24 protein-coding genes are annotated in these 23,056 nt (G+C 69.0%); 11 read left to right on the top strand and 13 right to left on the bottom strand.

The annotated features are described in order from the left end of the window. Window positions 1-48: 48 nt before the first annotated feature. The 4 genes from ACZ5IK_RS06120 to ACZ5IK_RS06105 are packed head-to-tail and all read right to left on the bottom strand — an operon-like array spanning window position 49 to window position 3,292. A complete protein-coding gene (locus tag ACZ5IK_RS06120) occupies window positions 49-954 on the bottom strand; it encodes a haloalkane dehalogenase (RefSeq protein ID WP_465486802.1) in 906 nt (301 codons plus the stop codon). A 47-nt stretch (window positions 955-1,001) separates the two neighbouring features. Further along, on the bottom strand, window positions 1,002-1,454 hold the full coding sequence (locus ACZ5IK_RS06115; protein ID WP_101611747.1) for a DUF350 domain-containing protein: 453 nt from the start codon (window positions 1,452-1,454) through the stop codon (window positions 1,002-1,004). 53 nt (window positions 1,455-1,507) lie between these two features. Next, the gene (locus ACZ5IK_RS06110; RefSeq protein ID WP_101611746.1) at window positions 1,508-2,674 is read right to left on the bottom strand and encodes a glutathionylspermidine synthase family protein; all 1,167 of its coding nucleotides are present in this window, start codon (window positions 2,672-2,674) and stop codon (window positions 1,508-1,510) included. Then, a complete protein-coding gene (locus tag ACZ5IK_RS06105) occupies window positions 2,675-3,292 on the bottom strand; it encodes a DUF1190 domain-containing protein (RefSeq protein WP_465486801.1) in 618 nt (205 codons plus the stop codon). A gap of 94 nt (window positions 3,293-3,386) precedes the next feature. Between ACZ5IK_RS06105 and ACZ5IK_RS06100 the strand changes: the two genes are divergently transcribed. From ACZ5IK_RS06100 to ACZ5IK_RS06085, 4 genes are all read left to right on the top strand, one after another. After that, a complete protein-coding gene (locus ACZ5IK_RS06100; protein ID WP_465486800.1) occupies window positions 3,387-4,388 on the top strand; it encodes a septum formation family protein in 1,002 nt (333 codons plus the stop codon). 4 nt (window positions 4,389-4,392) lie between these two features. Further along, entirely contained in the window at window positions 4,393-4,743 is a 351-nt protein-coding gene (locus ACZ5IK_RS06095) for a metallopeptidase family protein (RefSeq protein ID WP_007030570.1), read from the top strand. Window positions 4,744-4,956: 213 nt separating this feature from the next. Then, on the top strand, window positions 4,957-6,222 hold the full coding sequence (locus tag ACZ5IK_RS06090) for an MFS transporter (protein ID WP_465486799.1): 1,266 nt from the start codon (window positions 4,957-4,959) through the stop codon (window positions 6,220-6,222). A 59-nt stretch (window positions 6,223-6,281) separates the two neighbouring features. After that, window positions 6,282-6,719, top strand: a complete 438-nt coding sequence (locus tag ACZ5IK_RS06085) for a hypothetical protein (RefSeq protein ID WP_101611744.1) — start codon at window positions 6,282-6,284, stop codon at window positions 6,717-6,719. 1 nt (window position 6,720) lies between these two features. Here ACZ5IK_RS06085 and ACZ5IK_RS06080 read toward each other — a convergent pair whose 3' ends face one another. From ACZ5IK_RS06080 to pheA, 3 genes are all read right to left on the bottom strand, one after another. Further along, window positions 6,721-7,374, bottom strand: a complete 654-nt coding sequence (locus ACZ5IK_RS06080) for a DUF4232 domain-containing protein (RefSeq protein WP_465486798.1) — start codon at window positions 7,372-7,374, stop codon at window positions 6,721-6,723. A 213-nt stretch (window positions 7,375-7,587) separates the two neighbouring features. Then, complete coding sequence (locus tag ACZ5IK_RS06075) at window positions 7,588-8,211, bottom strand: histidine phosphatase family protein (protein ID WP_465486797.1); 624 nt, start codon at window positions 8,209-8,211, stop codon at window positions 7,588-7,590. Further along, a complete protein-coding gene (gene pheA, locus ACZ5IK_RS06070) occupies window positions 8,208-9,116 on the bottom strand; it encodes a prephenate dehydratase (protein WP_465486796.1) in 909 nt (302 codons plus the stop codon). Before pheA ends, ACZ5IK_RS06075 begins: the two co-directional genes overlap by 4 nt. A 95-nt stretch (window positions 9,117-9,211) precedes the next feature. Between pheA and ACZ5IK_RS06065 the strand changes: the two genes are divergently transcribed. From ACZ5IK_RS06065 to ACZ5IK_RS06055, 3 genes are all read left to right on the top strand, one after another. Next, window positions 9,212-9,853, top strand: coding sequence for a macro domain-containing protein (locus ACZ5IK_RS06065; RefSeq protein WP_465486795.1), 642 nt, complete (start codon window positions 9,212-9,214; stop codon window positions 9,851-9,853). A 157-nt stretch (window positions 9,854-10,010) separates the two neighbouring features. Beyond that, a complete protein-coding gene (coaA, locus tag ACZ5IK_RS06060; RefSeq protein ID WP_101611740.1) occupies window positions 10,011-10,943 on the top strand; it encodes a type I pantothenate kinase in 933 nt (310 codons plus the stop codon). A gap of 379 nt (window positions 10,944-11,322) precedes the next feature. After that, complete coding sequence (locus ACZ5IK_RS06055; RefSeq protein WP_168214462.1) at window positions 11,323-11,493, top strand: hypothetical protein; 171 nt, start codon at window positions 11,323-11,325, stop codon at window positions 11,491-11,493. Between the two features lie 51 nt (window positions 11,494-11,544). On the opposite strand, the gene ACZ5IK_RS06050 is transcribed toward ACZ5IK_RS06055, so the two are convergent. The 5 genes from ACZ5IK_RS06050 to ACZ5IK_RS06030 form a co-directional block, all read right to left on the bottom strand. Then, window positions 11,545-11,961: a type II toxin-antitoxin system VapC family toxin gene (locus ACZ5IK_RS06050; RefSeq protein WP_101611739.1), complete on the bottom strand. Its 417-nt coding sequence runs from the start codon at window positions 11,959-11,961 to the stop codon at window positions 11,545-11,547. Beyond that, window positions 11,958-12,257: a type II toxin-antitoxin system Phd/YefM family antitoxin gene (locus ACZ5IK_RS06045; RefSeq protein ID WP_233223062.1), complete on the bottom strand. Its 300-nt coding sequence runs from the start codon at window positions 12,255-12,257 to the stop codon at window positions 11,958-11,960. The genes ACZ5IK_RS06050 and ACZ5IK_RS06045 overlap by 4 nt, the downstream gene beginning before the upstream one ends. A 60-nt stretch (window positions 12,258-12,317) precedes the next feature. After that, window positions 12,318-13,874 carry a DUF1841 family protein gene (locus tag ACZ5IK_RS06040; protein WP_465486794.1) on the bottom strand — a complete coding sequence of 519 codons (1,557 nt, stop codon included), beginning with the start codon at window positions 13,872-13,874 and terminating at the stop codon, window positions 12,318-12,320. Between the two features lie 199 nt (window positions 13,875-14,073). Further along, window positions 14,074-15,387: a hypothetical protein gene (locus ACZ5IK_RS06035; RefSeq protein ID WP_465486793.1), complete on the bottom strand. Its 1,314-nt coding sequence runs from the start codon at window positions 15,385-15,387 to the stop codon at window positions 14,074-14,076. Next, entirely contained in the window at window positions 15,384-16,277 is an 894-nt protein-coding gene (locus ACZ5IK_RS06030) for a nitrate- and nitrite sensing domain-containing protein (RefSeq protein WP_465486792.1), read from the bottom strand. Before ACZ5IK_RS06030 ends, ACZ5IK_RS06035 begins: the two co-directional genes overlap by 4 nt. A 151-nt stretch (window positions 16,278-16,428) precedes the next feature. Here ACZ5IK_RS06030 and ACZ5IK_RS06025 point away from each other — a divergent pair, with 151 nt between their 5' ends. Next, a complete protein-coding gene (locus tag ACZ5IK_RS06025; protein WP_101611734.1) occupies window positions 16,429-16,749 on the top strand; it encodes a nucleotide pyrophosphohydrolase in 321 nt (106 codons plus the stop codon). Here ACZ5IK_RS06025 and ACZ5IK_RS06020 read toward each other — a convergent pair. Next, window positions 16,746-18,248, bottom strand: a complete 1,503-nt coding sequence (locus ACZ5IK_RS06020) for a 3'-5' exonuclease (protein WP_465486791.1) — start codon at window positions 18,246-18,248, stop codon at window positions 16,746-16,748. The two genes, ACZ5IK_RS06025 and ACZ5IK_RS06020, sit on opposite strands and share 4 nt — an antisense overlap. Before the next feature lie 187 nt (window positions 18,249-18,435). On the opposite strand from ACZ5IK_RS06020, the gene ACZ5IK_RS06015 reads away from it, so the two are divergent. The 3 genes from ACZ5IK_RS06015 (at window position 18,436) to ACZ5IK_RS06005 (ending at window position 23,054) form a co-directional block, all read left to right on the top strand. Next, window positions 18,436-19,275, top strand: a complete 840-nt coding sequence (locus tag ACZ5IK_RS06015) for an excalibur calcium-binding domain-containing protein (RefSeq protein ID WP_465486790.1) — start codon at window positions 18,436-18,438, stop codon at window positions 19,273-19,275. Between the two features lie 91 nt (window positions 19,276-19,366). Next, window positions 19,367-21,886 carry a M14 family zinc carboxypeptidase gene (locus ACZ5IK_RS06010; protein WP_465486789.1) on the top strand — a complete coding sequence of 840 codons (2,520 nt, stop codon included), beginning with the start codon at window positions 19,367-19,369 and terminating at the stop codon, window positions 21,884-21,886. A 25-nt stretch (window positions 21,887-21,911) separates the two neighbouring features. After that, the gene (locus tag ACZ5IK_RS06005) at window positions 21,912-23,054 is read left to right on the top strand and encodes a hypothetical protein (RefSeq protein ID WP_465486788.1); all 1,143 of its coding nucleotides are present in this window, start codon (window positions 21,912-21,914) and stop codon (window positions 23,052-23,054) included. Window positions 23,055-23,056: the final 2 nt, after the last annotated feature.

Genomic DNA, 23,056 nt, shown 5'->3' with positions numbered 1-23,056 from the left:
TCCTGACGAAAAACGTCAGGAAAGGGGCTTTCATGACACTTACGGGAATCAGGACTTCACAAATCGGGCGATGACCTCGCCCAGCCGGACGCCGGCGTCCTCCTGCAGGAAGTGACCGGCCCCGGTGATCGTCGGATGCTCGAGTTCGCGGGCGCCGCGCATCGAGCCCCGCAGTTCGAGGCCCCACGGCGCGGTGATCGGGTCGCCGTCGGAGAACGAGACCAGGAACGGCTTGTTCAGTTCGGCGAGCACCTTCAGCGCGGCCCGGTTGGCGGCCGAGGCCGGATCGTCCGGGGTGACCGGCACCAGTGACGGCATCGCGCGCGGCGCGGCCTTGTACATCTCGTTCGGGAAGGGCGCGTCGTAGGCGGCGCGGACCTCCTCGGACAGCTTGGTCTGGCAGCCCGACTGGACGAACCGGCCGACGTCGAGGACCTGGGCGTTCTCGACGGTGGCGCGGAACTTGTGCCAGATCTCCGGCATGTCGGTGTCGCCGGTGGGGAGGCCGGTGTTGGCCGCGACGACCCGGGAGAAGCGATCGGGGTTCTCGGCGACCAGCCGCAGGCCGATCAGGCCGCCCCAGTCCTGGCCGACCAGGGTGACTTCGGTCAGGTCCAGCACGTCGAAGGCGAACGCGCGCATCCACTCGACGTGCCGCTGAAAGGTGTGGTCGACCATGTCGCCGGGTTTGTCGGATCGACCGAAGCCGACCAGGTCGGGCGCGATGGCGCGCAGTCCGGCGTCGGCGAGCACCGGGATGACCTTGCGATAGAGGTAGGACCAGGTGGGCTCGCCGTGCAACAGGAGAACGGGCGGCCCATCCGCGGGTCCGGCCTCCACGTAACCCACTCTGATCACGCCGCCGTGAAGGTCGACGAGTTCCGCGTAGCGCGGTTCGAAATCGAAATCGGGCAGGTCCGAGAACCGGTCGTCCGGTGTCCTCAAAAGGCGCACGACACCCACGTTAGTGGGAATCGTGCGCCTATGCCGGTTTCGTCAGGTCAGGAGATGCCGACGGCGACGACCAGGCCGAGGGCGAGGTGCGCGGCGGCGACCACGACGCTGACCGGGGCGAACTTCTCGCTCTCGATGGTCGAGCGCACGTCGATGCGGGTCGCCCACTCCAGCAGCCGGACGGCCAGCACCTGCACCACGATGCCGAGCAGGCCGTAGACCAGCGAGGTGATGAGGCCCTCGGTCAGGTCGCTGGCGGAGTTCGCGATCGCCACGACGACGATGAACGCCATCGACAGCAGACCCGACGCGGTCACGATGACCGCGTTCGGCAGGCCGCGGCTGACCAGCTGGGCCAGCTTGCCGGGCGTGGTCCAGTCGATCGCCCAGAACCCGGCGAACATCAGCAGCAGGCCGACGACGCCGTACAGCAGGATCGCGCCGATCCCTCGCACGAGGTCGGAGCCGAACGTGTCGGACAGCGCAAGGGTGGTCGTCACAGGGTTCTCCAGAGGTACCGGTCGAAAATGTCAGGTTTGTGCGGTTGCTTCTATCACGTCTCGACGATGCGGTGCGGGACGAATGCCGCACCGTCGTCCGTAACGAGACCTGCGGTTTCGCGGATCCCGAGGCCGGCGGCGTGGTCGCCGACGATCCACGCGCCGAGCGCGGGCCGGTACCCCTGGAACTCCGGGAGCGGGTCGAACGCCTGGTAGACGTAGCCTTCTGCGCCGTAGACGCCGTCGGTCTGCGTCTCGTACCCGGTGGCGACGATCTGCACGTTCGCGCCCTCGCGGCCGAGTTTCGGCTTGCGGACGTACTCGGTCAGCAGACCGGGGTCGTCGGCGAAGGCGGGCAGCAGGTTCGGGTGGCCCGGGTAGTTCTCCCACAGGATCGCGAGCAGCGTCTTGTTGGAGAGGATCATCTTCCACAGCGGCTCGACCCACAGTGTGCGAGGCATCGTCTCGACGGCGAAGCGGCCGAACTCCTCGTCGACCACCCATTCCCACGGGTAGAGCTTCACCACGGTCGCCATCTGCGCCTCTTCGAGGTCGACGAACCGCTTGAGCACCGGGTCCCAGCCGATCTCCTCGATCGACAGGCCGACGGTGTCGAGCCCGGCCTCGGCCGCGGTCTCCTGCAGGTACGCCGTCGTCACGTGGTCCTCACCGGACGGATCGGCGGACGACCAGGTGAAGTGCAGTTCGTTCGAAGGCAGCTTCTCGGCGAGCTCGCCCCAGCGCTCGACCAGCTTCTCGTGGATCGAGTTCCACTGGTCGTCCTCGGGGAAGACCGCGGTCTTCCAGTGCCACTGCAGCACCGCGGCCTCGAGCAGCGAGGTCGGGGTGTCGGCGTTGTATTCGAGCAGCTTCGCCGGGCTCTTGCCGTCGTAGCGGAGGTCGAACCGGCCGTAGACGTGCGGATCCTGCCGCTTCCACGACTCGGCGATGTGCGGCCAAACCCACTCGGGGATGCCGAAGCGGTGGTACTGCTCGGTGGTGATCACGTTGTCGACGGCTTCGAGGCACATCGAGTGCAGCAGTTCCACGTCCGCCTCGACGGACAGGATCTCGTCCATCTCGAAGACGTAGTGGACCGACTCGTCCCAGTACGGCCTGGACTTGCCGGCGCCGTCACGAGCGGGGGTGCCGAAGACCAGCCCCTGCTCCTCGACGATGTTCTGCCAGTCCCGCCGGGGCGGCTTGGAATCCCGATACAACTACGAGCCCCCGCTCTTGCCGGTACCGCCGGAGGTACCGCTCTTGCCGCTGATGCCGAACCCGCCGCGCTGGACGGACTTGCCCGATTTGGTGCTGACGTTCGCCCCTGACGGCGCGGTGTACGAACCGCCGGACACCCGCTGCCCGATCTGACCGGAGCCGCCGTAGTTGTAGCGGTAGCTGTTGTAGCCGCCGCCGAAACCGCCGATCGGCATGAAGAAGAAGCCGCCCGCCGAGTACCCGCCATGCGTCCGGACGTAGTTCTCGTCGCAGTTCTGGTCGTCTTGGACGATCTCCGTGTCCTTGGTGGCGCAGACCGCCGTGACCTCTTCCGGCTTCGCGACGGTGTAGAACGTCGCGACCAGCCCGACCAGTCCGACGGTCACACCCGTGCCGATCAGGATCTTCTTCTTGGTCGAAGACTTCTTCTCGGCGGCGCGCGCGGCTTCGGCGTCGAGCACCTCTTGGCGCTCCTGCTCGGCCAGCGCCTGCTGCCGTGCCCGCTGCTCGGCCAACGACGGTTGCCGCGCCTGCGTGCTGTCGTCCTGGAACCGCATCGAACCGCGCTTCGGCGGTTCCTGGGGCCGCTCCGCCCCCTGGTTGTCATCCTGCGTCATCGAAGCTCCGTAATCGCCCGCCGGCCCGAACCCGTGTCCAACACTAACCACCCGGTATGCGCACCTTACGTGCGGCGCGGGCATCATGGAGTGGATGTCTCAACAGGCCGAGCGGTTCCGTTATCCGCGAAACGCGCTGAGCACCCTGCGCACCCGGCTCGTCATGGCCGGTGTGTTCGTGGGCGCGATCATCGCGCTTTCGCTGAGTGTGGCGTTCTCGTGGAACGTGGGCCCGGAGGGCGGTGCGGGCGGCGGCGCCCCCAAGCTGTCACCCGCGGCGGTCGAAGCGTTCCAATCTCCCCCAGGCACCTGCCTGACCTGGAACAACCCGGACGCCAACGACGCGCGGCGCGTGCCGTGCGCGGAGTCCCATCTGTTCGAGGTCACCAGCATCGTCGACATCGGCGCGCAGTATCCGGCGGGCGTGCCGAGCCCGAACCTGGAGCAGTGGCAGGAGATCTCCCGGTCACGCTGCACCGTCGACGTCAAGCCGTACCTCGGCCGCACGCTGGATCCGTACGGCAAGTTGAGCATGAACCTGCTCCGGCCGACTCCCGCACAGTGGGAGGACGGCGACCGGCAGCTGCGCTGCGGCCTGCAATGGGCTGGTCAGGGCGGCAAGCTGCAACCGACCAAGGGGCTGGCGAAGGAGCAGGACCAGTCCGCGGTGTGGGAGCCCGGCACCTGCCTGGCGCTGCTCAACAACAGCTTCGGCGATCCGATCGACTGCGCCCAGCCGCACTCCTACGAGATGATCGCGACACTCGACCTCAAGACGAAGTTCAAGGACGGCTACCCGTCACAGGAACAGCAGAACACCTGGCTGGACACCGAATGCTCGACGGCCGCGCAGGACTACACCGGCAACGCGGACCTGGCGGCGAAGAAGCTCATCATCGGCTGGGACGTCCGTGAACAGGAGAGCTGGGACGCCGGGTCGACGCTGGTGAACTGCAAGGTGGCGGCGCCCCTGCCGGACAACAAGGGACTCGCGGCCGTCACCGGCAGCGTCAAGGTCGGCAACGGCGAGGCCCCGCCCTCGTCCGCCGGCGGCGCCCCGCCGGCGTCGTCCTCGTCCCCGAAGACCGGCGGGTGATCGCGTGCCCGTCGAGATGACGCAGCAGCGCTTCGAAGAGCTGGTTTCGGAGGCGCTGGACGAGCTTCCGCCCGAATTCGCGGACGCGATGGACAACGTCGTGGTCCTCGTCGAGGAGTTCAACGAGGAGTCGCCCACGATCCTCGGGCTCTACCACGGGGTCGCCCTGACCGAGCGGACCCACGAGTACGGCGGGGTGCTGCCCGACCGCATCTCGATCTACCGGCGGCCGCTGCTGCAGATGTGCGACACCGAGGAGGATGTCGTCGAGGAGGTTCTGATCACGGTGGTCCACGAGGTCGGCCACCATTTCGGCATCGACGACGCGCGCCTGCACGAACTCGGCTGGGGCTGAACCGCGGGACAGGCGATAGCAAAGGTCCCTTGCTCCTTCCCGGCGGATTCCGCGCCGGTAGCGGCATGGTCGGTGATTTTTGTGCGTCGGGCACCAACGGTTCTTCGGATTCTTAACTAGGCGTAACAAGCCGGCCACTTTGGGCGACAACCCCGCTAAACTTTTCGACACGTTGTCGTCGGCCGGCGCCGGCGAAAGCCTGGGGAGGCGTACATGGCCGAGTCGACGACGGGCAGGAGGGGCGACCGGCGATTGCGCTGGTTGCTCGCGTCCAGTGCGGCGTCGAATCTCGGCGACGGGATCGGCAAGGTCGCGTTCCCGCTGCTCGCGGTCACCCTGACCCGCGATCCGCTGCTCATCGCCGGTCTCTCGGCGACCCAGTTCCTGCCGTGGCTGCTGTTCGCGCTCCCGGCGGGCGCGCTCCTGGACCGGATCGACCGGCGGCGCGCGATGGTCCTCGCGAACAGCGCCCGCGCGGTGGTCGTCGGCGGGATGGCCGTCCTGGTCGCGGCAGGCGGGGTGACGATCTGGGTGGTCTACGCCGCCGCCCTGCTCGTCGGCGTCGCGGAGGTCGTCGCCGACAGCGCCGCGAACGTGCTCATCCCGGCGGTCGTCGACAAGGGTTCCCTCGACAGCGCGAACAGCAAGCTCCAGGCCTGCGAGATCGTCGGCCAGACCTTCCTCGGCGGGCCTGTCGGCAGCGCCACCTTCGCGCTCTTCGCGACGTTCCCGTTCCTGCTCAACTCGGTGGGCTTCGCGATCGCGGCGGTCGTGCTGATCGGGCTCGCCGGGAGCTACCGGGCTCGTCCTTCCGCCGATCAGGGCGCCCGCGCGGACCTTCGCACCGAGCTGGCGGAGGGTTTCCGCTGGTTGAAGCACAACAGGCTGATGATGCGCCTGGTCGTCGTCGCCGGTCTGATCAGCCTGGTCAGCGAACTCGCGCAAGCGCAACTGGTGCTGTACGCGATCGAGCACCTGCACCTCAGCGAAGCGGCCTTCGGGCTCTTCGCGTTCGTCGGAGGCATCGGTGGCTTGCTGGGCGCGGGCATCGCCCCGCGGCTGGTGAGAACGTTCAGCCGCCGTGCGGTGCTCCTCGCGGGCACCGCCTGCTGCGGCGTGGCGTTCACCGGCATGGGGCTGACGAGTTCGCCGGTGGCCGGGGCGGCGCTGTTCGGCCTGTTCGCGGCGGCCGTCGTCTCGGTGAACATCGTGCTGGGGACGGCGAGGCACACGCTCGTCCCCGGTGAACTGCTCGGCAGGGTCCTCGGTGTGTGGCGCACCGTCGTCTGGGGGGCGATCCCGGTCGGGGCCCTGCTCGGCGGGGTCCTCACCCACGCTCTCGGATCCCCGGCCCGGACGTTCCTCACGTCCGGGCTTCTGCTGTTCGGTGTGGCCGGTTTCGCGTTCGTCTCGTCACGGCAAGGCGCGTTCGATGACGAATCGGCCACGGAGGAGCGGGTTCTCCACCAAGACCAGTGAAAACAAAGGCCTTTGGTGCTGAAATAGCCCATCACCCGTGCTGGTGAGGGAGGTCCGCGATGCAGCAGACACTGGTGCCGGAGGCCGGCGTGGGGACGACAGAACCTTCCAGACGCCCGCAAGTGCTCACCGCTGTCGCCGGTTTCGTGATCGGCGCCGGTGTGATGGGCATGCTGTGGGCTCTGTCGAGCGTCAACGCGGGAGCGCTGGAAGACGCGCAGGAGGCGTGCAACGCCCTGGCCAGGGTCGGGACGATCCCGGACACCACCGACGCCGCGCCCGGCGAGCGGACCGTGGCGGTGCTGGCCCCCGAGATCCTGCACCGGATGACGGCCGCCCGCGAACTCTCCGCCGCGGCGGCCGCCGCCAACGACACCTACCGGCCGCTGGCCGAGCACATCGACGGGGTCAGCCGGATGGTGTTCAGCCTGCACTTCAACCAGATCTCCGGCCAGCGGCATCTGGCGCAGGCCGAACAGCTCTGCACCCAGCTCTAGGTCATGCTCCCTTGTGGACCGTCTTGACGGTCAGCTGGTTGCCGGGGACCTTCCCCGCGCAGCCGAGCCCCTGCACCGACACGAAGTTCGACGCCGTCTCCTGCGGCAGGTACACCCGCAGCCCCCGGGTCTCGGTGGGCTTGCAGGCCGCCTCGTCGTAGTTGCGGACGTTCACGAAACCGATGTCGGCGGACGCGCTGTCGCCATTGTTCAGCTGGACAGGGTCGCCCTTGGCGCCGTCGCGGAACGCGGCCTCGCCGACCTGGTGGCCGTCCGCGCCGGTCACGTAGGAGACGCCGGGGAAGCCCTGGATGGTGCACGCGTGCCCGCTCGTGTTGGTGATGACGAGCTTCCGGTACACGGTCCCCGCGGCCGCGTCGCCGCCGCCGACGGACAGCTTGACGTCGCCCGCCTTGCAGAGCCCGTCGTTCTTCTGCGCCGGGGCGGGTGCCTGGGCGGGCTGCGAGGCGGGTGCCGGACTCGACGAGCTCGCACTGGGCGCGACGGAGGTCTCCGGTGCCGAACTGGACGGCGACGCGGACGAACTCTGCGCGACGGGTGCGGTTTCCGAACCGCAAGCGCTGAGCAGCAGGAGCCCGGCGGTACCCGCGATGAGACCGCCGATGGAGATCCTCTTCGAACGAACCATGGTCATTCGCCTCCCTGTAGCCGGGTGACCCACCACTGAAGTAGACGTGTTGTCCGCCGCGGAGGTTGCGCTCCTGCGGTTAATTCCCCACAAGGTGTTAATCGATCTCGTGGGGGGTATTCCCCGGTGGGAGCGGAGGCAAACGCCCGCGTTTCGTCCTCTAGTTGCGGTAGTTGCGCGTGCAAGGACCGCAACTAGAGGACGAAACGCGGGAGGGGGCTAGGCGGGTTCGACGGGGGCTTCCGCCCAGGTGAGACAGGTCCAGCCGTCGGAGGTCGCGACGAGCTCGACGACGCCGGTGTTCGGGATGAGGCCCTGGTTGGCGACCTCGGCGGTGACGTTCCCGGCGAGCCACTCGCCGCCCAGCCGGATCGCGCCACCGTGACTCACCAGCACCACCGTGCCGTCGGGGTCGGCCTGCTCGTGCTTGGCGCGCAGCCGGGCGACCGCGTCGAGCATCCGGGCGCGGACCTGCGCGCCGGTCTCGCCGCCGGGGATCGGCGGGTCGAGTTCGCCGAGGGTCCACCGGCGCACGACGCTCATGTAGGTCGTGATCGAGTCCTTGTCGGTCTTGCCTTCGAGGTCACCGGCGGCGACCTCGTGCACGCCGTCGACGACCTGGACGTCGATGCCGAGCTTGGCGGCCAGCGGCGCGGCGGTCTGCTGGGCACGGACCGCCTGCGAGGCGTAGACCGCGACGACCGGCTCGCCGTCCAGCCGCGACACGAGCTGCCGGGCCTGTTCCTGGCCCAGTTCGGTGAGCGGCGGGCCGGGCAGCGCGGTGTCGAGCGCGCCCCGGACGTTGCCGTCGGTCTGGCCATGGCGGACGAGGAGGAGTTTCACGCCTGTGCTCCCTTCCTGACCGAAGCGACCCAGTCGATCGCGTCGGTGAAATCCTCGTTGGCGGCGCCCGGCTCGATCTCGGTCGTGCCGTTGTCCGCCCGCGGGTGGGAGCCCAGGAAGCGCACGTTGCGGCACCGGCGGCGCAACGCGGCCAGCACGTCGCCGATCCGGGGCTCGGCTACATGTCCCTCGAAGTCGATGAAGAAGCGGTACTCGCCGAAGTTGTTCCTGGTCGGACGGGCGTCCAGCTTGGTCAGGTTGATCCCGCGGACCGCCAGTTCGGTGAGCAGTTCGGCCAGCGCGCCGGTGCGGTTCGTCGCGGCGGCGACGATCGACGTGCGGTCGGCACCGGTCGGCTCCGGCAACTCGCCGGGCGCGCGGACCAGCAGGAACCGGGTCTTGGCGTCGCGGACGTCGGCGACCTCGGTGGCCAGCACCTCCAGCGGGTAGTGCTCGACGGCGACCGGCGCGGTGATGGCCGCGTCGAACTCGCCCGCGTCGACCGCGACCGCGGCCGCGGCGGTGGACGACGTCGCGACCGGATGCGCGCCGGGCAGGTTCGCCTCGACCCAGTGACGGACCTGGGCGAGGGCGTGCGGATGACTCGCCACGGTGCGGATCTCGGTCGTCCCCGGCCGGGTCAGCACGCTGAAGTGGACCGGCAGCAGGACCTCGGCCACCGCGACGAGCGGCTCGGCCTCGCTCAGGCTGTCGAGGGTGGCGGTGACCGCGCCCTCCACGGAGTTCTCGATCGGCACGCAGGCCGCGTCGGCCCGGCCGGCGCGTACCGCGGCCAGTGCCGCCGGGATGGTCTCCGCGGGGATCAGCTCCTCGCCGGGGGCGAGCCGGCGCGCGGCCTGTTCGGTGAAGGTTCCCTGGGGGCCGAAGTAGGCGATCCGTGACACCCCGCCAGATTACGCACGCCGCGCACGGAGTTTCACTCGGACAGCCGGTACGCGCACCGGTTACGCCGGGTGGCTTTTTTTGCCATGCTTACCGCGTGACCGCCGAACCGGGCACGCGCACCGGCCACGAGGACGCCGACTCCTCCTTCGCCCCCTTGCCGGACCATCCCACCCCGGAGCTGGTGCTGTGCGCCGTCGATGACCTGCTCGCGCAAGCCTGGACCACCGTCGCGGACACTGTGGACGGGCGGATCTTCGTGCACCGCGGGTCGGTGCTCGACGTCGTCGCCCAGGCCGTCGTCAGCCCCGCGAACTCCTACGGTTGGATGCGGGGCGGCATCGACGCCGTCTACGCCCGTGCCTACCCCGACGTCGAGCAGAACGTGCGCAGCGCCGTCCTCGCCTACCACGGCGGGGAGCTCCCGATCGGCGAAGCCGTGATCGTGCCCACCGGCGAAGCCGAGCCCGCCTGGCTGATCAGCGCGCCGACGATGCGGGAACCCGGAGAACGCCTCCCCCGTGACACCGTGCACCCGTACCTGGCCGCCCGGGCCGTGTTCCAGCAGTGGCGCGACGGCAGGCTCGACCAGGGCCGGGTCCGTGATCTGGTGCACACGATCGCGATGCCGGGGCTCGGTACCGGCGTCGGCGGGGTCGCTCCCGCCTCGTGCGCCCGGCAGGTCGCCGCGGCGTGGGACGAGGTCTTCGCCCCCGGCCGCCCCCGTAACGGACGGTAACGCCCCGAAGCGGGCTACATCACATCGCAGCGCGTTCACGAGCCGTAAGCCCTACCGTTAAAGCGGCTTCATCCGGTTCGAGGCACGCTTTCCCGCCGAGAACTCGTCTACACGGTTTTGTACGGCGCCAGCGCTGGCGACGGGCGAGGAGTGTGCGATGCCGCGGGTCCGTGAGCTCAGTCCCTACGTCGAGCTGCACCGTGAGCAGTGGCGCGAGTTGCGCAGGTCGACGCCCCTGCCGCTGACGGCCGCGGAACTGCTGCGGCTGCGCGGTCTCGGCGAGCAGGTCGATCTCGCGGAAGTCGCCGAGGTCTACCTGCCGCTCTCCCGGCTGATCAATCTCCAGGTCGCCGCCCGGCAACGGCTGTACGAAGCCACCACCACCTTTCTCGGTGAAGACAGTCGGGGCACCAAGGTGCCGTACGTCATCGGAATCGCCGGAAGCGTCGCCGTCGGCAAGTCGACCACCGCGCGCATCCTGCGCACCCTGCTCGCCCGCTGGCCGGATCACCCCAGGGTCGACCTGGTCACCACCGACGGGTTCCTCCACCCGCGGGCGGAACTGGTCCGGCGCGGGATCATGCACCGCAAGGGTTTCCCGGAGAGCTACGACCGGCGGGCCCTGCTGCGGTTCGTCACCGACGTGAAGTCCGGGGCGGAACGGGTCAGCGCGCCGGTGTACTCGCACCTCGCCTACGACATCCTTCCCGGCGAGGAACAGGTCGTCCAGCAACCCGACATCCTGATCCTCGAAGGACTGAACGTCCTCCAGCCGGGCCCCCGGCTCACCGTCTCCGATCTGTTCGATTTCTCGATCTACGTGGACGCGCCGACGACCGACATCGAGCGCTGGTACGTCGAGCGCTTCCTCAAACTGCGCCACACCGCGTTCGCGGACCCCGCGTCGCACTTCCACCACTTCGCCGGTCTCCCGGACGACGAGGCACGCGCCGAGGCGCGCCACCTGTGGCGCACGATCAACGAGCCGAACCTGATGGAGAACATCAAGCCGACGCGGCCTCGCGCGACCCTCGTCCTCCGCAAGGACGCCGACCACACGATCAACCGGGTCCGGCTGCGCAAGCTCTGACGAGATCGGGCTCCGCGAGTGACCCTGGCCCACCGCTGTCCGAGCCCTAACCGAGGACGCTGCGTAATCGGGCACGCGCGGAATCTCTACTCACGGCGAGTATTCACGGCGACATCCAAGATCACTTCGCCGGAAGCCGATCACACGGGCGGATTCCGGCTGTTCCCTCACAAGTACCAGCCTTCGCACCACCGGCGAGCCGACAGTGGCGCCCGGTCGCGCACCGCGACCGGTGGGTGAATTTCCTCGGCCGATCGGCCGATCCACGCTCAGTACGTGTAACCGGTTGGCCGATACCGGCTACAGCCCCCCGAGGCGACCCTTGTGTCAGGGGTTCACGAGGTCTCAAAAAGGACCTTGAGCAGGGAGGAGGCTCACGATGTTCTCGATCATCCTGACCTGGGTCGGCTCAATTCTCGGACTCGCACTCCTGGTGGCCATGGCCGCCGGCGCCTTCGTCGTCGACTTCGACGACGCCCGCGGGGACCGCCGCCGGAAGAAGTCGCAAGTCACGGAGAGCAAGAGCACCCCGGCAGCACCGCTGGGCTGAGCACCACCGATCCAGGCGTCCGGACGTCTGGATCGTGTTCTTTCAGGAAACTCAATCGAACGGGTTGTGCACCTGCGCGCCGAGTCCGGCCATGTCGGCCAGGTTCCGGGTGACCAGGGTCAGCTCGTGGATCCGGGCGGTCGCGGCGATCAGCCCGTCGACGGACGGCACTTTCCGCGGCGCGTGCTGTCGGCCCCATTCGGCCGCGATTTCGGCGGTCACCGGAAGGATCCGTTCCGAGAACTGCGCGGTGAGCCCGGCCAACCAGTCGGCGAGCGCGTCCGCCCGCTCCCGGTCTTGATCCCCTCGATGCCTGAGTTTGTGGATTCCCCTCTCGATCTCCCCCACCGTCAGCACGCTCAGATAGAGCCTGCTCGACGACACCCCGCCCCACCACCGGGCGAAACCCGGGTTCTGCGTGCGTCGCCGGGCCTCGGACACGATGTTCGTGTCCAGCAGAAAGCTCACCCGCTCACCTCCGTGACATCCCTCGGCAGGTCCTCCGCGCGTTCGGCGGCGATCTCCTCCAGCACGTCGGCCAGCGCCTCCCCGTATTCGGGATGGTGCTGCTCACCGGAGAGCACGAGTTTGAAATCGACGGCTTCACCGCCTCCAGCCAGCCTGCGGTAATCCATGATGTCCAGCACCACGGCCACCTCCTCCCCGTGTTTGGTGACGAACTGCGGTCCCTCGGCCGCGGCCCGGCGCAGCAGCTCGCTCAGCCGCTGCTTGGCGTCCTGCACTTGCCAGGTTGCTGCTTCCATCTAGACAGACTAGACGGATTGGGGAGGGATGGCAAGGAGGTGGCTGGTGGGGACGGGCCGTCAGGCGAGTTCGCCGAGCGCCTTCCGGTAGTCGTCGACGTCGTAGTCCATCTCGTGCTCGCCGGCTTCGGTCAGCTGCGCGGACAGCGCGTCGACGAGGCGATCGAAGATCTCGTCGCGCTCCTGCCCGGTCTCGCTCAGCCGCCGGACGGCCTGCCAGACCTCGGCGGGCTCGTCGTCCCAGAGCTGGTCGACGATCGTGGTCTTGAGCGCGAGCCGCATCCTCGGCTCACCGTCGAAGGTCTCGTCGGCCAGCGCCTCGTGGTACTCGGGGTGCTCACCGATCACCAGCAGACGGCGCTGTTCGGGGTCGACGGGCTCGAGTTCCAGCTCCTCGTCGCCGATCTCCGTGTAGACGGTCGGGACGGCGAACATCCGGCGCTCGAGGGCCTCCGCGAGTTCCGCCGGGTCTTCGATGCCCTCGGAGCCGTCGAAGTAGACGTCGAGCGTGGAGTCCTCGTCCTGCGCGAACTCCTCCAGGAACTCGGTCGCGCTCTCCAGCAGCGCCACGCGGGCGGCCTCGGGAAGCCCGGCGCGGTCGGCGGCCCAGGTGACCCAGCCGAGCAGCGCGGGCTCCAGCGCGTCCTCGTACGCCTCGTCGACCTCGAACTCGCCGTCCAGCAGCGATTCGAGGAACCGGGCGAGCTTCTCGGGCCCGACCCGCAGCGGGCTGCCCGGCTCGGTCTCGCAGCCGTAGTCGACGAGCAGGCGCGCGTAGAATCTCGTCGCCTCGGTGTCCTCGACGAGCCCGGATCCGATGAAGTCGGCGACGACCTCGTCGCGGACCTGCTCTGGCCATTCGGTGATCTCGGGCGAGGGTTCGGGAGCGGGCAGCGCCCGGATCCAGCCCAGCGCGATCGCGTGGAAGCGCGCGTAGTCCTCGCTGACGTCGGGCTCCTCGACGACGTCCGTCGCGGCCAGCCCGTCCGCGAGCAGCTGGTGGGCGCGCTCGGGCAGCACCTGCTCCAGCGTGACCAGCTCCGGGTCGTCCGCGGCTTGCTGCCGCATCTCGGCCAGCACGTCCTGCGGCTTGTCGACCACGACGACGTCGCGGATCCGGCCACCCTCGGTGAAGTCGACCAGCGCGAGCAGCCCGTGCTCCGCGCCGCCGCGCGAGAAGACGCAGAGAAGAGACGACTCGTCACCGAAGACGTCCCCGGTCCGCCAGCAGTCCCCGACGGTCACCGCGGCCAGGTCCGCCGCCCACTCCGGCTCCGGGATCCCTCGGCCCAGCACGGTGTTCAGCGCCGAGGCGGCCGCCTCGCGCTCCTCTTCGGTCTCGGCGAACACCCGCAGCCCGGCGAGCAGCGCGGCCGCGGCGGGGGTGATCTTCCGCTCGGCGAACGCGATGAGCTCCAGGCCAAGCGGCTGTTCGCCCTCCTCGACCTCGATCTCCCACCACTGGCCGAGCACCTCGGAGGTCAGCAGTTCGACGTCGAGCACCTCGGGTTCGGCGCCGAGGGTCGAGAAGTCCCGGAGGACGTCCTTGAAGAGGCCCGTCACACTCGGAGTGGAGGGCTGGGCTGCCTTCTTGCGTGCACGACTCACCGGACTCATGAATCACATGTTTTCACGCGGACCCCATCGGGCTCGTCGCGGTGGTCCTGGGCGCGCAACGCGGGGTCCCGGTCGCGGGGAGGGCGCGGGCGGACACCGGTTCAGGACCACCGCGACTTCGTCGGCCCACCAGTGTGGCTCGACCTTCTCCGCCGGGTTTCCTCGGTTCACTTCGAATAACGACCGGCGGTGGAAGCGGTTACGCCCGAATCGTTTTCGGAATCGCGATCCTCGCCGCCTTGATCTCGGCGATCAGCCGCGTCTTGCGTTTGTGTATTTCCACCAACGTGCCGAGGTACGAGCTGAATTCCTCAGCCGTACCAGCCTTTTTGTGCACCGCGCGGAGTTTGCGCAGCTGCCGGGCCGCCTCACGGTAGGAGTTCGGATCTTTGTGCGTGATCAATTCTTCGACATGGTCCCGGTATATGGGAATGGTTTCGGCCGGATGGGCTACGGAACGCGAATCCGCGAGTTCGACGCGCACCGGTAAAGAAGCCTCGAAACGCACCGCCGCACGCCACGCCTCGTCGGTCCGGTCCTCCCCGAGCAGCGCGCGGACGAGCTCGTCGGCGGCCTCCGTGTTTTCGGCGGCGAGTTCACGCAGCCTGGCCAGCGCGGTCTTCCGCTGCGCGACCCACCGCCCCGTTTCCAGCGACTCCTGACGCAGCGCGAGATACGTCGCACTGCCGGGACTCTCGTCGAAAACCTTGCGAGACAAGGGAACCGGCTCCTCTTCGAGCGGAGGCGCCTCTTCCTTCTTGTCGTGGGTGAGCGCCCGCGCCGCGTGCGCTATGGCCTCACTGTGCCGTCCCGCCGCGCGCAGGACGCGCACGATCTTGAGGCTGACGTCGACCCGCGGCGGCTTGGCGGCGAGGATCGCGACGAGCGCGTCGACGTCGCCGGACACCTCCGCGAGCTCTTCGCGCAGCCGCTCGGCGGTCTCGCGTTTCACCCCGGACGGATGCTCCGCGAGCACACTGTCCACAGTGGACTTTATCCGGGCGATCCCCTTGTCCCCCAACGCCGAGGCGAAGTCGGCCAACTCGATGACCGGCCATCCTGGACCGTCGAACTCCACCTCGAGGATCCAGGCGGCCAGGCTCTCGGGGTCCGGCGGGCGCGCGGCGCAAGCCCGCGCGTACAGCTCGACGGCCCGGTCCAGCCGGTCCGTGACCTCGCCCGAGGCGTCGTCGATCTGCTCCAGCATCTCGCTGATGTCGTCGACCGTCCGGCGGGCGAGCGGGGCGAGATCGGCCCGGCTACCGGCGTCGAGAAGCCGCTGAAGGGTGTCGAGGACGGAGCCGACTTTCGCGGCGTACTCGACGTTGCCCGCCATCACGGCGGTGTCGAGGAGACGGTGCGCCTCGGCGAGGTCACTCCCCTGGGTGACGAATCGGCTTTCCAGGGCTTGTCGTAACACAGGGTCACGCTCGGCATGGGCATGAAGCAGGTCCGCCAGCGTCTCCGCGTCCAAGGTGCGCAGGTAGGGGCGCAGATCCGTCGTGGAACTCACCCGGACAAGTCTGCCCGACCGGTTCGCCGACGCGTGTGGGCCAACAGCGTGCTCTTTCCGGCGTAATCGCTCACCAGGTGTGACCAGGTCAGCGGCGTCGCTTCGAGGCGCGAAGGGCAGCGGATGACCGGGATCGGGAGCCGCCGGGCGAGCAGCATCACGATCGCCATCACCACCCCCGCGAGCAGCGAGATCGACGCGGCGGCGGCGAGCGCGCCGCTCAGCACCCGGCGGCCGCCGTCGATCGCGAGCTGCGCGGAGTACTCGATCTGGCGGGCGGCGAGGTCGCCGAGAGAGCGGCCGACGACGCCGGCCGCGACGCGCCAGGCGTCCTGCCCGACGGGTGGCGGCGTGGCCGCGCTCAACGCGGTTTCGACCGCGCCGAACCGGCTCCAGTCCTCGCTGCCGATGAGCTCCCGGTAAATCCGGCGACTACTTTCCGTCAGCTTTCCGGCGACGGCGTCGAGCCTGGACCGGTAGGCGCCGACCGCCGCGGCGTAGTCGAGGCGGCCCTCGTCGTCGATTCCGGCGACCGCGAGGGAGTCGCTGCGGTCCAATCCTTCGACGGCGGTGAGCAGCTCGACGGCGATCGTCTGCTGGTAGCCGACCTCGGCGTCGGGAGCGGCCCGCGCGATCTCACGCAGGGAGGAGAGCGAGGTGTCGATGCGATCGGCGTACGCGGTGTAGATGGCGGAACGGCTGCCCGGCGCCTTCAACGCGACTGCCCGGTCTCTCTGCAGCAACGCGATCACCCGGCTCGCGTCGGCCATGACGACCGCTCCGTTTTCGGCGTCGTCGCGGTCCTGAATGGCCTGCTGGACGAGGAATCCGCCGATGAACAACGCGACGAGCACCAAGGCCGCGCTCGGCACGAAGGCGATGGAGAGCATGCGAGAGCGAAGGCTTCGCTGGTACGTCAAGGCTTTCCTTCCGGATCGGGTCCCCGACGCGGAGCGACGCTATGCAAGTTGCAAATTGCACGTCAACGCCCGTCCGCCATACGGCGGTTAGCGCACCGTGACGATCTGGTAGGCACGGCACGTGACTCTCGACGACCTCAACCAGCGCCTCCGCGACTTCGCCGCCGCCCGGTCCTGGGAACCGTTCCACACCCCGAAGAACCTGGTCATGGCCCTGTCCGGCGAAGTCGGCGAGCTGACTTCGCTGTTCCAGTGGCTCACTCCGGAGGAGTCCGCGAAGTGGCGTTCCGACCCTGAGCTGGCGCACAACGTCGTCGACGAAATCGCCGACGTGACGCTGTACCTGCTGCAGCTGGCGAACAGCCTGGACGTCGACCTGATCGAAGCGGCCAACGCGAAGATCGACCGGAACGAGCACCGTTTCCCGGCGCCCGGGAGTTAGGCCCTGACGGCGATCTGCCAGCCGCCGAGCAGCCCGCCGACGCCCAGGACACCGACGAAGATGCCCGCGGCGAGTCCCGCTCCGCCGAACAGCGCGAGCACCGTGACGAACATGAGCAGCATTCCGAGCCCCATCAGGACGCGTCCGGCCCAGAGCGTCACAGACGGCGTCCGCGGAGGAGGTGTGAAGACACCGGTCCGCCTGTCATGGGCGGGCCAGTGCGCCGGAGGCGCGGGGACCGGAATCGGGGCGGGGGCCGGGACAGGCGCGGTCGACGGCTGAGGAACGAGACCCAGCGCTTGGCGCGCCTCGGCGATTCCGAGCACCTTCGCACCGAGTTCGCCCGCCCGGGCGATCCGCGGCTCGGCAGGCGGAACCCCGGATCCCACGACCAGGTGGGTCACCGACGCGGTGAGCTTCTTCGCGAGTTGGAGCCCCGCGTCGAGGACCGCGGCGCGCAAGCCGTCCTCTGCCAGCCCGTCGCCGAGAACGAGGACGCGGCGGCGCACGCCGGACGAGGTCGCGGTGGCCTGGAGCCCGTGCAGCACCTCCGGCACTCTCAGTGCCGCCGCGACGGTGCGCAGATCCCGCTCTTCCTCGGTGGTGATGACGCCGTCGCTCTCGGCGAGCTCTCGCATCGCGCGGACGAACCCGGTGTGCACCCGGTGCAGATCCGCGTCCGACATCCCCGCCGCCGAAGCCGCGGCGACGAGGGCCCTCGCTTCGGCGTCCGAGATGTGCCTGTCGGCCAAGGCGTTCCCGAGCAGTTCGACGTAGGCGTCCCGCAGCGGGCCGGGCACGCCGAAAACGGCCTCGGGTACCCGATCCACGAAGTCCGCCATCCAGGTGCCGCCGCTCGGCACCACCGCGCGGCGGGGCGAGAGGCGTGCGGCCGGCGCGAACCGCGGTAGTTCCGGGAACACCGGCGGGGACGCGAACCTGAGTCCGTGCGTGGTCACCAGGGTCGTCACGATCCGCGCGCACACATACGCGTCGGCGAGTGCCGTGTGCGCCGCGAACTCTCCGACACCGACCGCCTCGGCGACCGTGGCCAGGCGGTAGTTCGGCAGCCGGAGCGAGCGTCGTGCCGCGGCCAGCGTGCACACGCCCGGCATGGCCGGGACCCGGGCGCCCAGCCTGCCGAATTCCCCGCCGAGGAACCGCGCCTCGAAGGGCAGGTTGTGCGCGACGAGGACACTGCCTTGGCAGAGATCGAGGAAATCGCCCAGCACCTCGCCGAGGTACGGCGCGTTGTCGAGTTCGCGGCGGGTGATCCGGTGCACGTGGGCCGGGCCGGGGTCCACCCCGCGGCCGGGATTGACCAGCGTCGAGAATTCGCGCAGGACCGTGCCGTCCGCACGGACACGCACGGCGGCGACCTCGACCACGTGCCCCGGATGCAGGCCGGTGGTCTCGAAATCGATGGCGGTGAACTCCGTCGTGCCCACGGCGAACCGGCCGTCTCCGGTCAACGCGAGATTTTCGACTGTCTCCGCCATTTCGTTTCCTTTTCTCGAAGCGTCTACCGGTGGATCGCGACGCCGTCGCCCGCGTAACGCCCGAACGCCGACGGTGACCCGTTCGTGGCCGCTTCGTGACGAAATATCCGGGTTTGTAACAACATTCGGTGGATGAACGACAAAAACCGGCAAAGCCCACCTGAGGCAAGAATTCCGAGGACGCCCCATGCGCACCGATCCCACCGAACGGCCTTCACGTGAGAAGCGGATGCCCCGCTGGATGATGATCGTTCTCGCCGCTTTCTCGGTGCTCTTCGTACTCGGTGCGGTCTTCGGTAAAACACCACAGCCACAACAGGAACCGCCTGCCGCCGCGGCTGTTCGCGTCGAACAGACGCCGAGCCCGGCGACGTCTTCGTCCACCGCCCCGAATACCTACCGGGTGGCCGAGGTGATGGATGCCGGCACGATCAAGGTGACCGGCCCCGGTGGCGAGAAAATCATCCATGTTCTCGGTTTGACGACCCCTCCGAGCACCAATGGATGTTTCGCCACGGAAACCGTCACGTGGGCAAAGAACACACTCGCGGGACAGGAAGTCGTCATTCAGGCCGTGTCCGATGACGCCGGTGTCGCGCTGGCGTCGGTCGGCATGGTGAACGGTGGCGATTACTCCACCGTCGCGCTCAAAGCGGGATACGCGAAATACACGAGCAAGGCTGTCGAGAAGGCAGCCGGTGTCGCGCTCCAGGCCGCGGAGGACGTCGCGCGGTCGGCCGGGAACGGGCTCTGGGGGCCGCCGTGCCTCGGCAAGATCGACACGCCGCCCACTTCCGTCGCGCCACCGCAGCAGCCCGTCGCGGCGCCGCCGACGACCACTCGGGCCGAGCCCACCACGAAGAAGACCACGCCTCCGCCCGCGGCCGAGGAACCGGACCCGCCCAAGGCCGCTTACTACCCGAACTGCGCCGCCGCGCGGGCGGCAGGCGCGGCGCCCTTGTACGCGGGCCAGCCCGGCTACAGCCGCAAACTCGACCGGGACGGCGACGGCGTGGCCTGCGAGTAACCGTTTCCCCGGCGCCCGGTTAGCCCCCTTTCGGGTCTTGTGACGTCTTTCGCGAGCCGAAACACTGTGCCGACGTCCTTGGAGGTGGCCCTTGTCGCGTTCGGCTCGCACCGTGGTCCTGGCACTGATGCTTTCCCTGAGCGCGGTCGCCGCGCCGGCGCACGCGGCACCACCGCCGTCGGCGCCGCACCGGGACCCCGGCAACGGGCCGGAACGCAACGACGTCGCCGCGACCGACCCGGCGATGGGTGCCGCGCGGGCCGCCGCGGGCGAGAACGTCGCAGGCGACCACTCCGGGTATCCGCGCAAGACCAAGCTGCGGGTGTATCCGGAGAACCCTGCCGACAAGTCGATCAAGCTCGGGCTCGCGCCGTATCACGCGATCGCGCCGAAGCTGAACGCGCTGCAGGCGCGCGGCAACCGGGTTTCGGTCGAGATCGCCGGGCAGTCGGGCCTCGGCCGTGACCTCTACCTGGTGACGGTCACCGCGCCGGAGAGCCCGTTCGAGACGCGGCGGCAGGACGCGTGGCGGTCGCTGATCGAGAACGACCCGGTCCGCGCCGCACGCGACCCGTTCCTGCGCCACGGTTACAAGGCGCCGGTGTGGATCAACAACAACATCCACGGCAACGAATGGGAAGGCACCGACGGCGCGCTCCGCGTCATCGAGAAGCTGGCGACGTCGAACGATCCCAAGACCGCCGAACTGCTGAAGCGGAACCGCTTCTACTTCAACGTCACGGCCAATCCGGACGGCCGGGTCGCCGGTACGCGGCAGACGTCGCAGGGCTTCGACCCCAACCGCGACTTCGTCACCGCGTCGCAGCCGGAAGTGCGGGCCATGCGCGGGATCGCCATCGGCAAGCAGCCGCTGATGATGCTGGACGAACACGGCTACGTCGAGAACACGCTCATCGAGCCGACCACCCCGCCGCACGGCCAGAACTACGACTTCGACCTCTACCTCAAGCACGGGTACGCCAACGGACTCGGCATGGAGAAGGCCGTGAAGGCGCTGGGGCGACCGGAGACGGCGAAGCCGGAGATCCCGTTCCGCGACTACGACCCCGGCAGCTGGGACGGCTGGGCGCCGATCTACACGGCCCAGTACGCGATGTACCACGGCGCGGTGTCGTTCACGATCGAGATCCCGATGCGGGTCAACAACGCGGACTACGAAACGCGGCCCGTCGCGGAACTCCAGCGGCGCTCGGTGATCAACACCGAGGTCGTCGAGGCCACCATCGGCAGCACGCTGACCTACGTCGACCGCAACCGCGGTGAGCTGATCGCGAACCAGATCGAGATGTTCCGCCGCGGCGGCGCGGGCGAGGCGCAGCGCGAGATCCCCGACGGGTTCGTGCCCGGCTTCGGGCCGGAAGACCGCTACCGCACCGAATTCCCGCGTGCGTACGTCATCCCCGCGGGCGCCGACCAGCGTTCGGGTGTCGCGGCTTCGCGACTCGTCGACCATCTGGTGGCCAACGACGTCCGCGTACGACAGGCCGACCGCCCGTTCTCGCTGGCCGGGCGCCGGTATCCGGCCGGTTCGTACCTCGTGGACATGCACCAGCCGAAGCGCGGCCTGGCGAACGTGATGCTGGAACAGGGCAGCGACATCTCGGCGAAGGTGCCGGTCATGTACGACATCTCCGGCTGGAGCCACCGCCTGCTGTGGGGCGCGTCGGTCGACATCGTCTCCCACGGCAGGCTCGACGTCCGCGCGCACGACGTCACCGCAGCGTCGCCCACCGGCGGCATCGACGCCGCGCCCGGCCGGGACCTCGCGCTGAAGCTCGTCGACGGCAAGGACGCCGGCGCCGTCAACGACCTGCTGAACCGCGGCCTCGCGCTGGGACGCGCGGAGGACGGCACGATCGTCGTCCCGGCGTCGGCGCGACCAGCCGCCGCCGAGGTGGCGGACCGCTACGGCGTCCGGTTCACCGAGGCTCGCGGCGCGGCGAGCCCGCTGAGCCGTAAGACGATCGCGGGAGCCGTCGGGCCGGACGAGTTGAAGGCGTTGCGGGACATGGGCTTCGACGTCCGGCCGGTGTCGGCGGCGGTACTCAACGCCGGTTTCGACTGGTCCAAGGTGGACCTGTTGTTCGTCTCTTCGGGACTGCGGTACACCGACCTCACCCCGGCCGCGAAGGACGCTCTAAAGGCCTTCTTGGCCCGCGGCGGCGTGGTCACCCGTGGTGCCACGGGCGCGCGTTTCAACACTGACGTGGGACTTCTCGAAGCGCGTCCGGTGGCGGGCTGGGAGGACGGCAACGGCGTCGTTTCGGTCGTCGACGGGACCGGTCCGGTAGGGACCGGCGCGCTGCCGGACTCGTTCGTCTACGGGCCGTTCTGGTTCACCGATCTCGGCTCCTCGGTCCGGGTCGAGCAGCGCTACGCGACCGGGAATCCGCTGGTCGCGGGGCATTGGCGGACCCGGGACGACGGCACCGGCGGGCCGCTGCAAGCGGCGGGACAGGCGGCCGTCGTCTCCGGCACTTCGGGGCTCGGCGGACGGGTGGTGCTGTTCGGCACCGAGCCGCTGTTCCGCGATCACCCGAAGGGCTTGTACTCGCAGGTGGCCAAGGCGGTTTTCTGGGCGGCAGGCTGATCTAGACGGGCTACGCTTTGCGGCCATGTCCCCCGTTTCCCGTGGCCGGAAGCCGAAGAAGGCCAAGAAGAACAAGAAGCAGGCGACAAAGCCGAAGGTGCCATTGACCGCCGAACCGGAGCCCTTGCCGGACTGGTTCGAGGCGGGAGTCGAGAACATTCTCGGCGGCGTCGAGGGGCTGATGGCCTGCAAGACGGCTCGCGACCTCGAGCAGGCGACCTGCGAACTGCTCGGGGCCGAGCTGATGCGCGCCATCGACGACGCCAACAGCGGCCTCTACTTCGACCTGTTCTTCGCCGTTCTGGTCACCGAGGTGTCCGCTCTGGCGAAGGCCGAACCGACGGAAGCGCTGTGGCGACTGCTGCACGGCCTGCTCGCGATCGCGGCTCCCGGCGTGGTGCCGACGCTGCGGTCCACGATCGCCCGCATCGAGTCCGAGAGCGGGAGTCTGTCGGACTGGCCGCGGTCCCTCGCGAACATCAAGGCGACCGGCGAGGTCTGGGAGATGCGTGACGTCTACGGCACCCGCCTCGCGGTGATCGCGGCGTACACCTATCCCGGCGTGTACCTCTTCGATGTCGACATGTCAGGGATCCCCGCCCTGACCGACGGGCGCGTCTACGGCGACGTCGAGCAAGCCACCGAAGCGTGGCGGAAGAAACTCGGCGACGAAGCGGGCGACGCGGAGCCGAAGGCGGTGACCGACACCGAACGGCTCACCGGCCTGGTCAGCTGCGACTTCGAAGTCATCGGCTTCGAGTCACGCGACGCGCTCGACAACTGGCATCGCGCGCAACGCCGGTTCGAGGATCTCGAAACGGCACTGAAGAAGCGGAACCTGCCGCTTCCGCCGTACCAATCGCTCTTCGACGACCCCGACCCGGCCGAAATGGCCAGTCTGTTCGTCGAGTGGCACAGCGAGCGCTACGGCGGCGAACCCGATCCCGAGGCCGTGGAAGACCTGGCGGTCGAATGGATGGAGGGCCTGGTGCCGGACACCCGGTTCGCCGTTTCCCCCGGCCGGATCGGCTACTACCTGGACGTGATCGGCGACTGGCGGGACCCGGTGGCGATGGCCCTGCTGCGGAAGTGGGCGTGCTGGCTGGCCGAGCGGGCCGAACTGCCGTCTCCGCTGGTGGAGCGGGTGGTCGCCAAGGCGACGAAGTAACG

The sequence above is a fragment of the Amycolatopsis sp. NPDC031561 genome (genome assembly GCF_055580625.1).
Note: the sequence above shows the minus strand (reverse complement) of the source record. Positions and strands in the feature narration are given on the sequence as shown.

Coding starts and splice junctions, on each gene's coding strand:
- ACZ5IK_RS06100 (WP_465486800.1), top strand. CDS start 3,387: ATGTCTCAACAGGCCGAGCGGTTCCGTTATCCGCGAAACGCGCTGAGC.
- ACZ5IK_RS06040 (WP_465486794.1), bottom strand. CDS start 13,874: ATGAGTCCGGTGAGTCGTGCACGCAAGAAGGCAGCCCAGCCCTCCACT.
- ACZ5IK_RS06085 (WP_101611744.1), top strand. CDS start 6,282: ATGCAGCAGACACTGGTGCCGGAGGCCGGCGTGGGGACGACAGAACCT.
- ACZ5IK_RS06090 (WP_465486799.1), top strand. CDS start 4,957: ATGGCCGAGTCGACGACGGGCAGGAGGGGCGACCGGCGATTGCGCTGG.
- ACZ5IK_RS06045 (WP_233223062.1), bottom strand. CDS start 12,257: ATGGAAGCAGCAACCTGGCAAGTGCAGGACGCCAAGCAGCGGCTGAGC.
- ACZ5IK_RS06020 (WP_465486791.1), bottom strand. CDS start 18,248: ATGGCGGAGACAGTCGAAAATCTCGCGTTGACCGGAGACGGCCGGTTC.
- ACZ5IK_RS06015 (WP_465486790.1), top strand. CDS start 18,436: ATGCGCACCGATCCCACCGAACGGCCTTCACGTGAGAAGCGGATGCCC.
- ACZ5IK_RS06080 (WP_465486798.1), bottom strand. CDS start 7,374: ATGACCATGGTTCGTTCGAAGAGGATCTCCATCGGCGGTCTCATCGCG.
- ACZ5IK_RS06105 (WP_465486801.1), bottom strand. CDS start 3,292: ATGACGCAGGATGACAACCAGGGGGCGGAGCGGCCCCAGGAACCGCCG.
- ACZ5IK_RS06055 (WP_168214462.1), top strand. CDS start 11,323: ATGTTCTCGATCATCCTGACCTGGGTCGGCTCAATTCTCGGACTCGCA.
- ACZ5IK_RS06030 (WP_465486792.1), bottom strand. CDS start 16,277: ATGCTCTCCATCGCCTTCGTGCCGAGCGCGGCCTTGGTGCTCGTCGCG.
- ACZ5IK_RS06005 (WP_465486788.1), top strand. CDS start 21,912: ATGTCCCCCGTTTCCCGTGGCCGGAAGCCGAAGAAGGCCAAGAAGAAC.
- coaA (WP_101611740.1), top strand. CDS start 10,011: ATGCCGCGGGTCCGTGAGCTCAGTCCCTACGTCGAGCTGCACCGTGAG.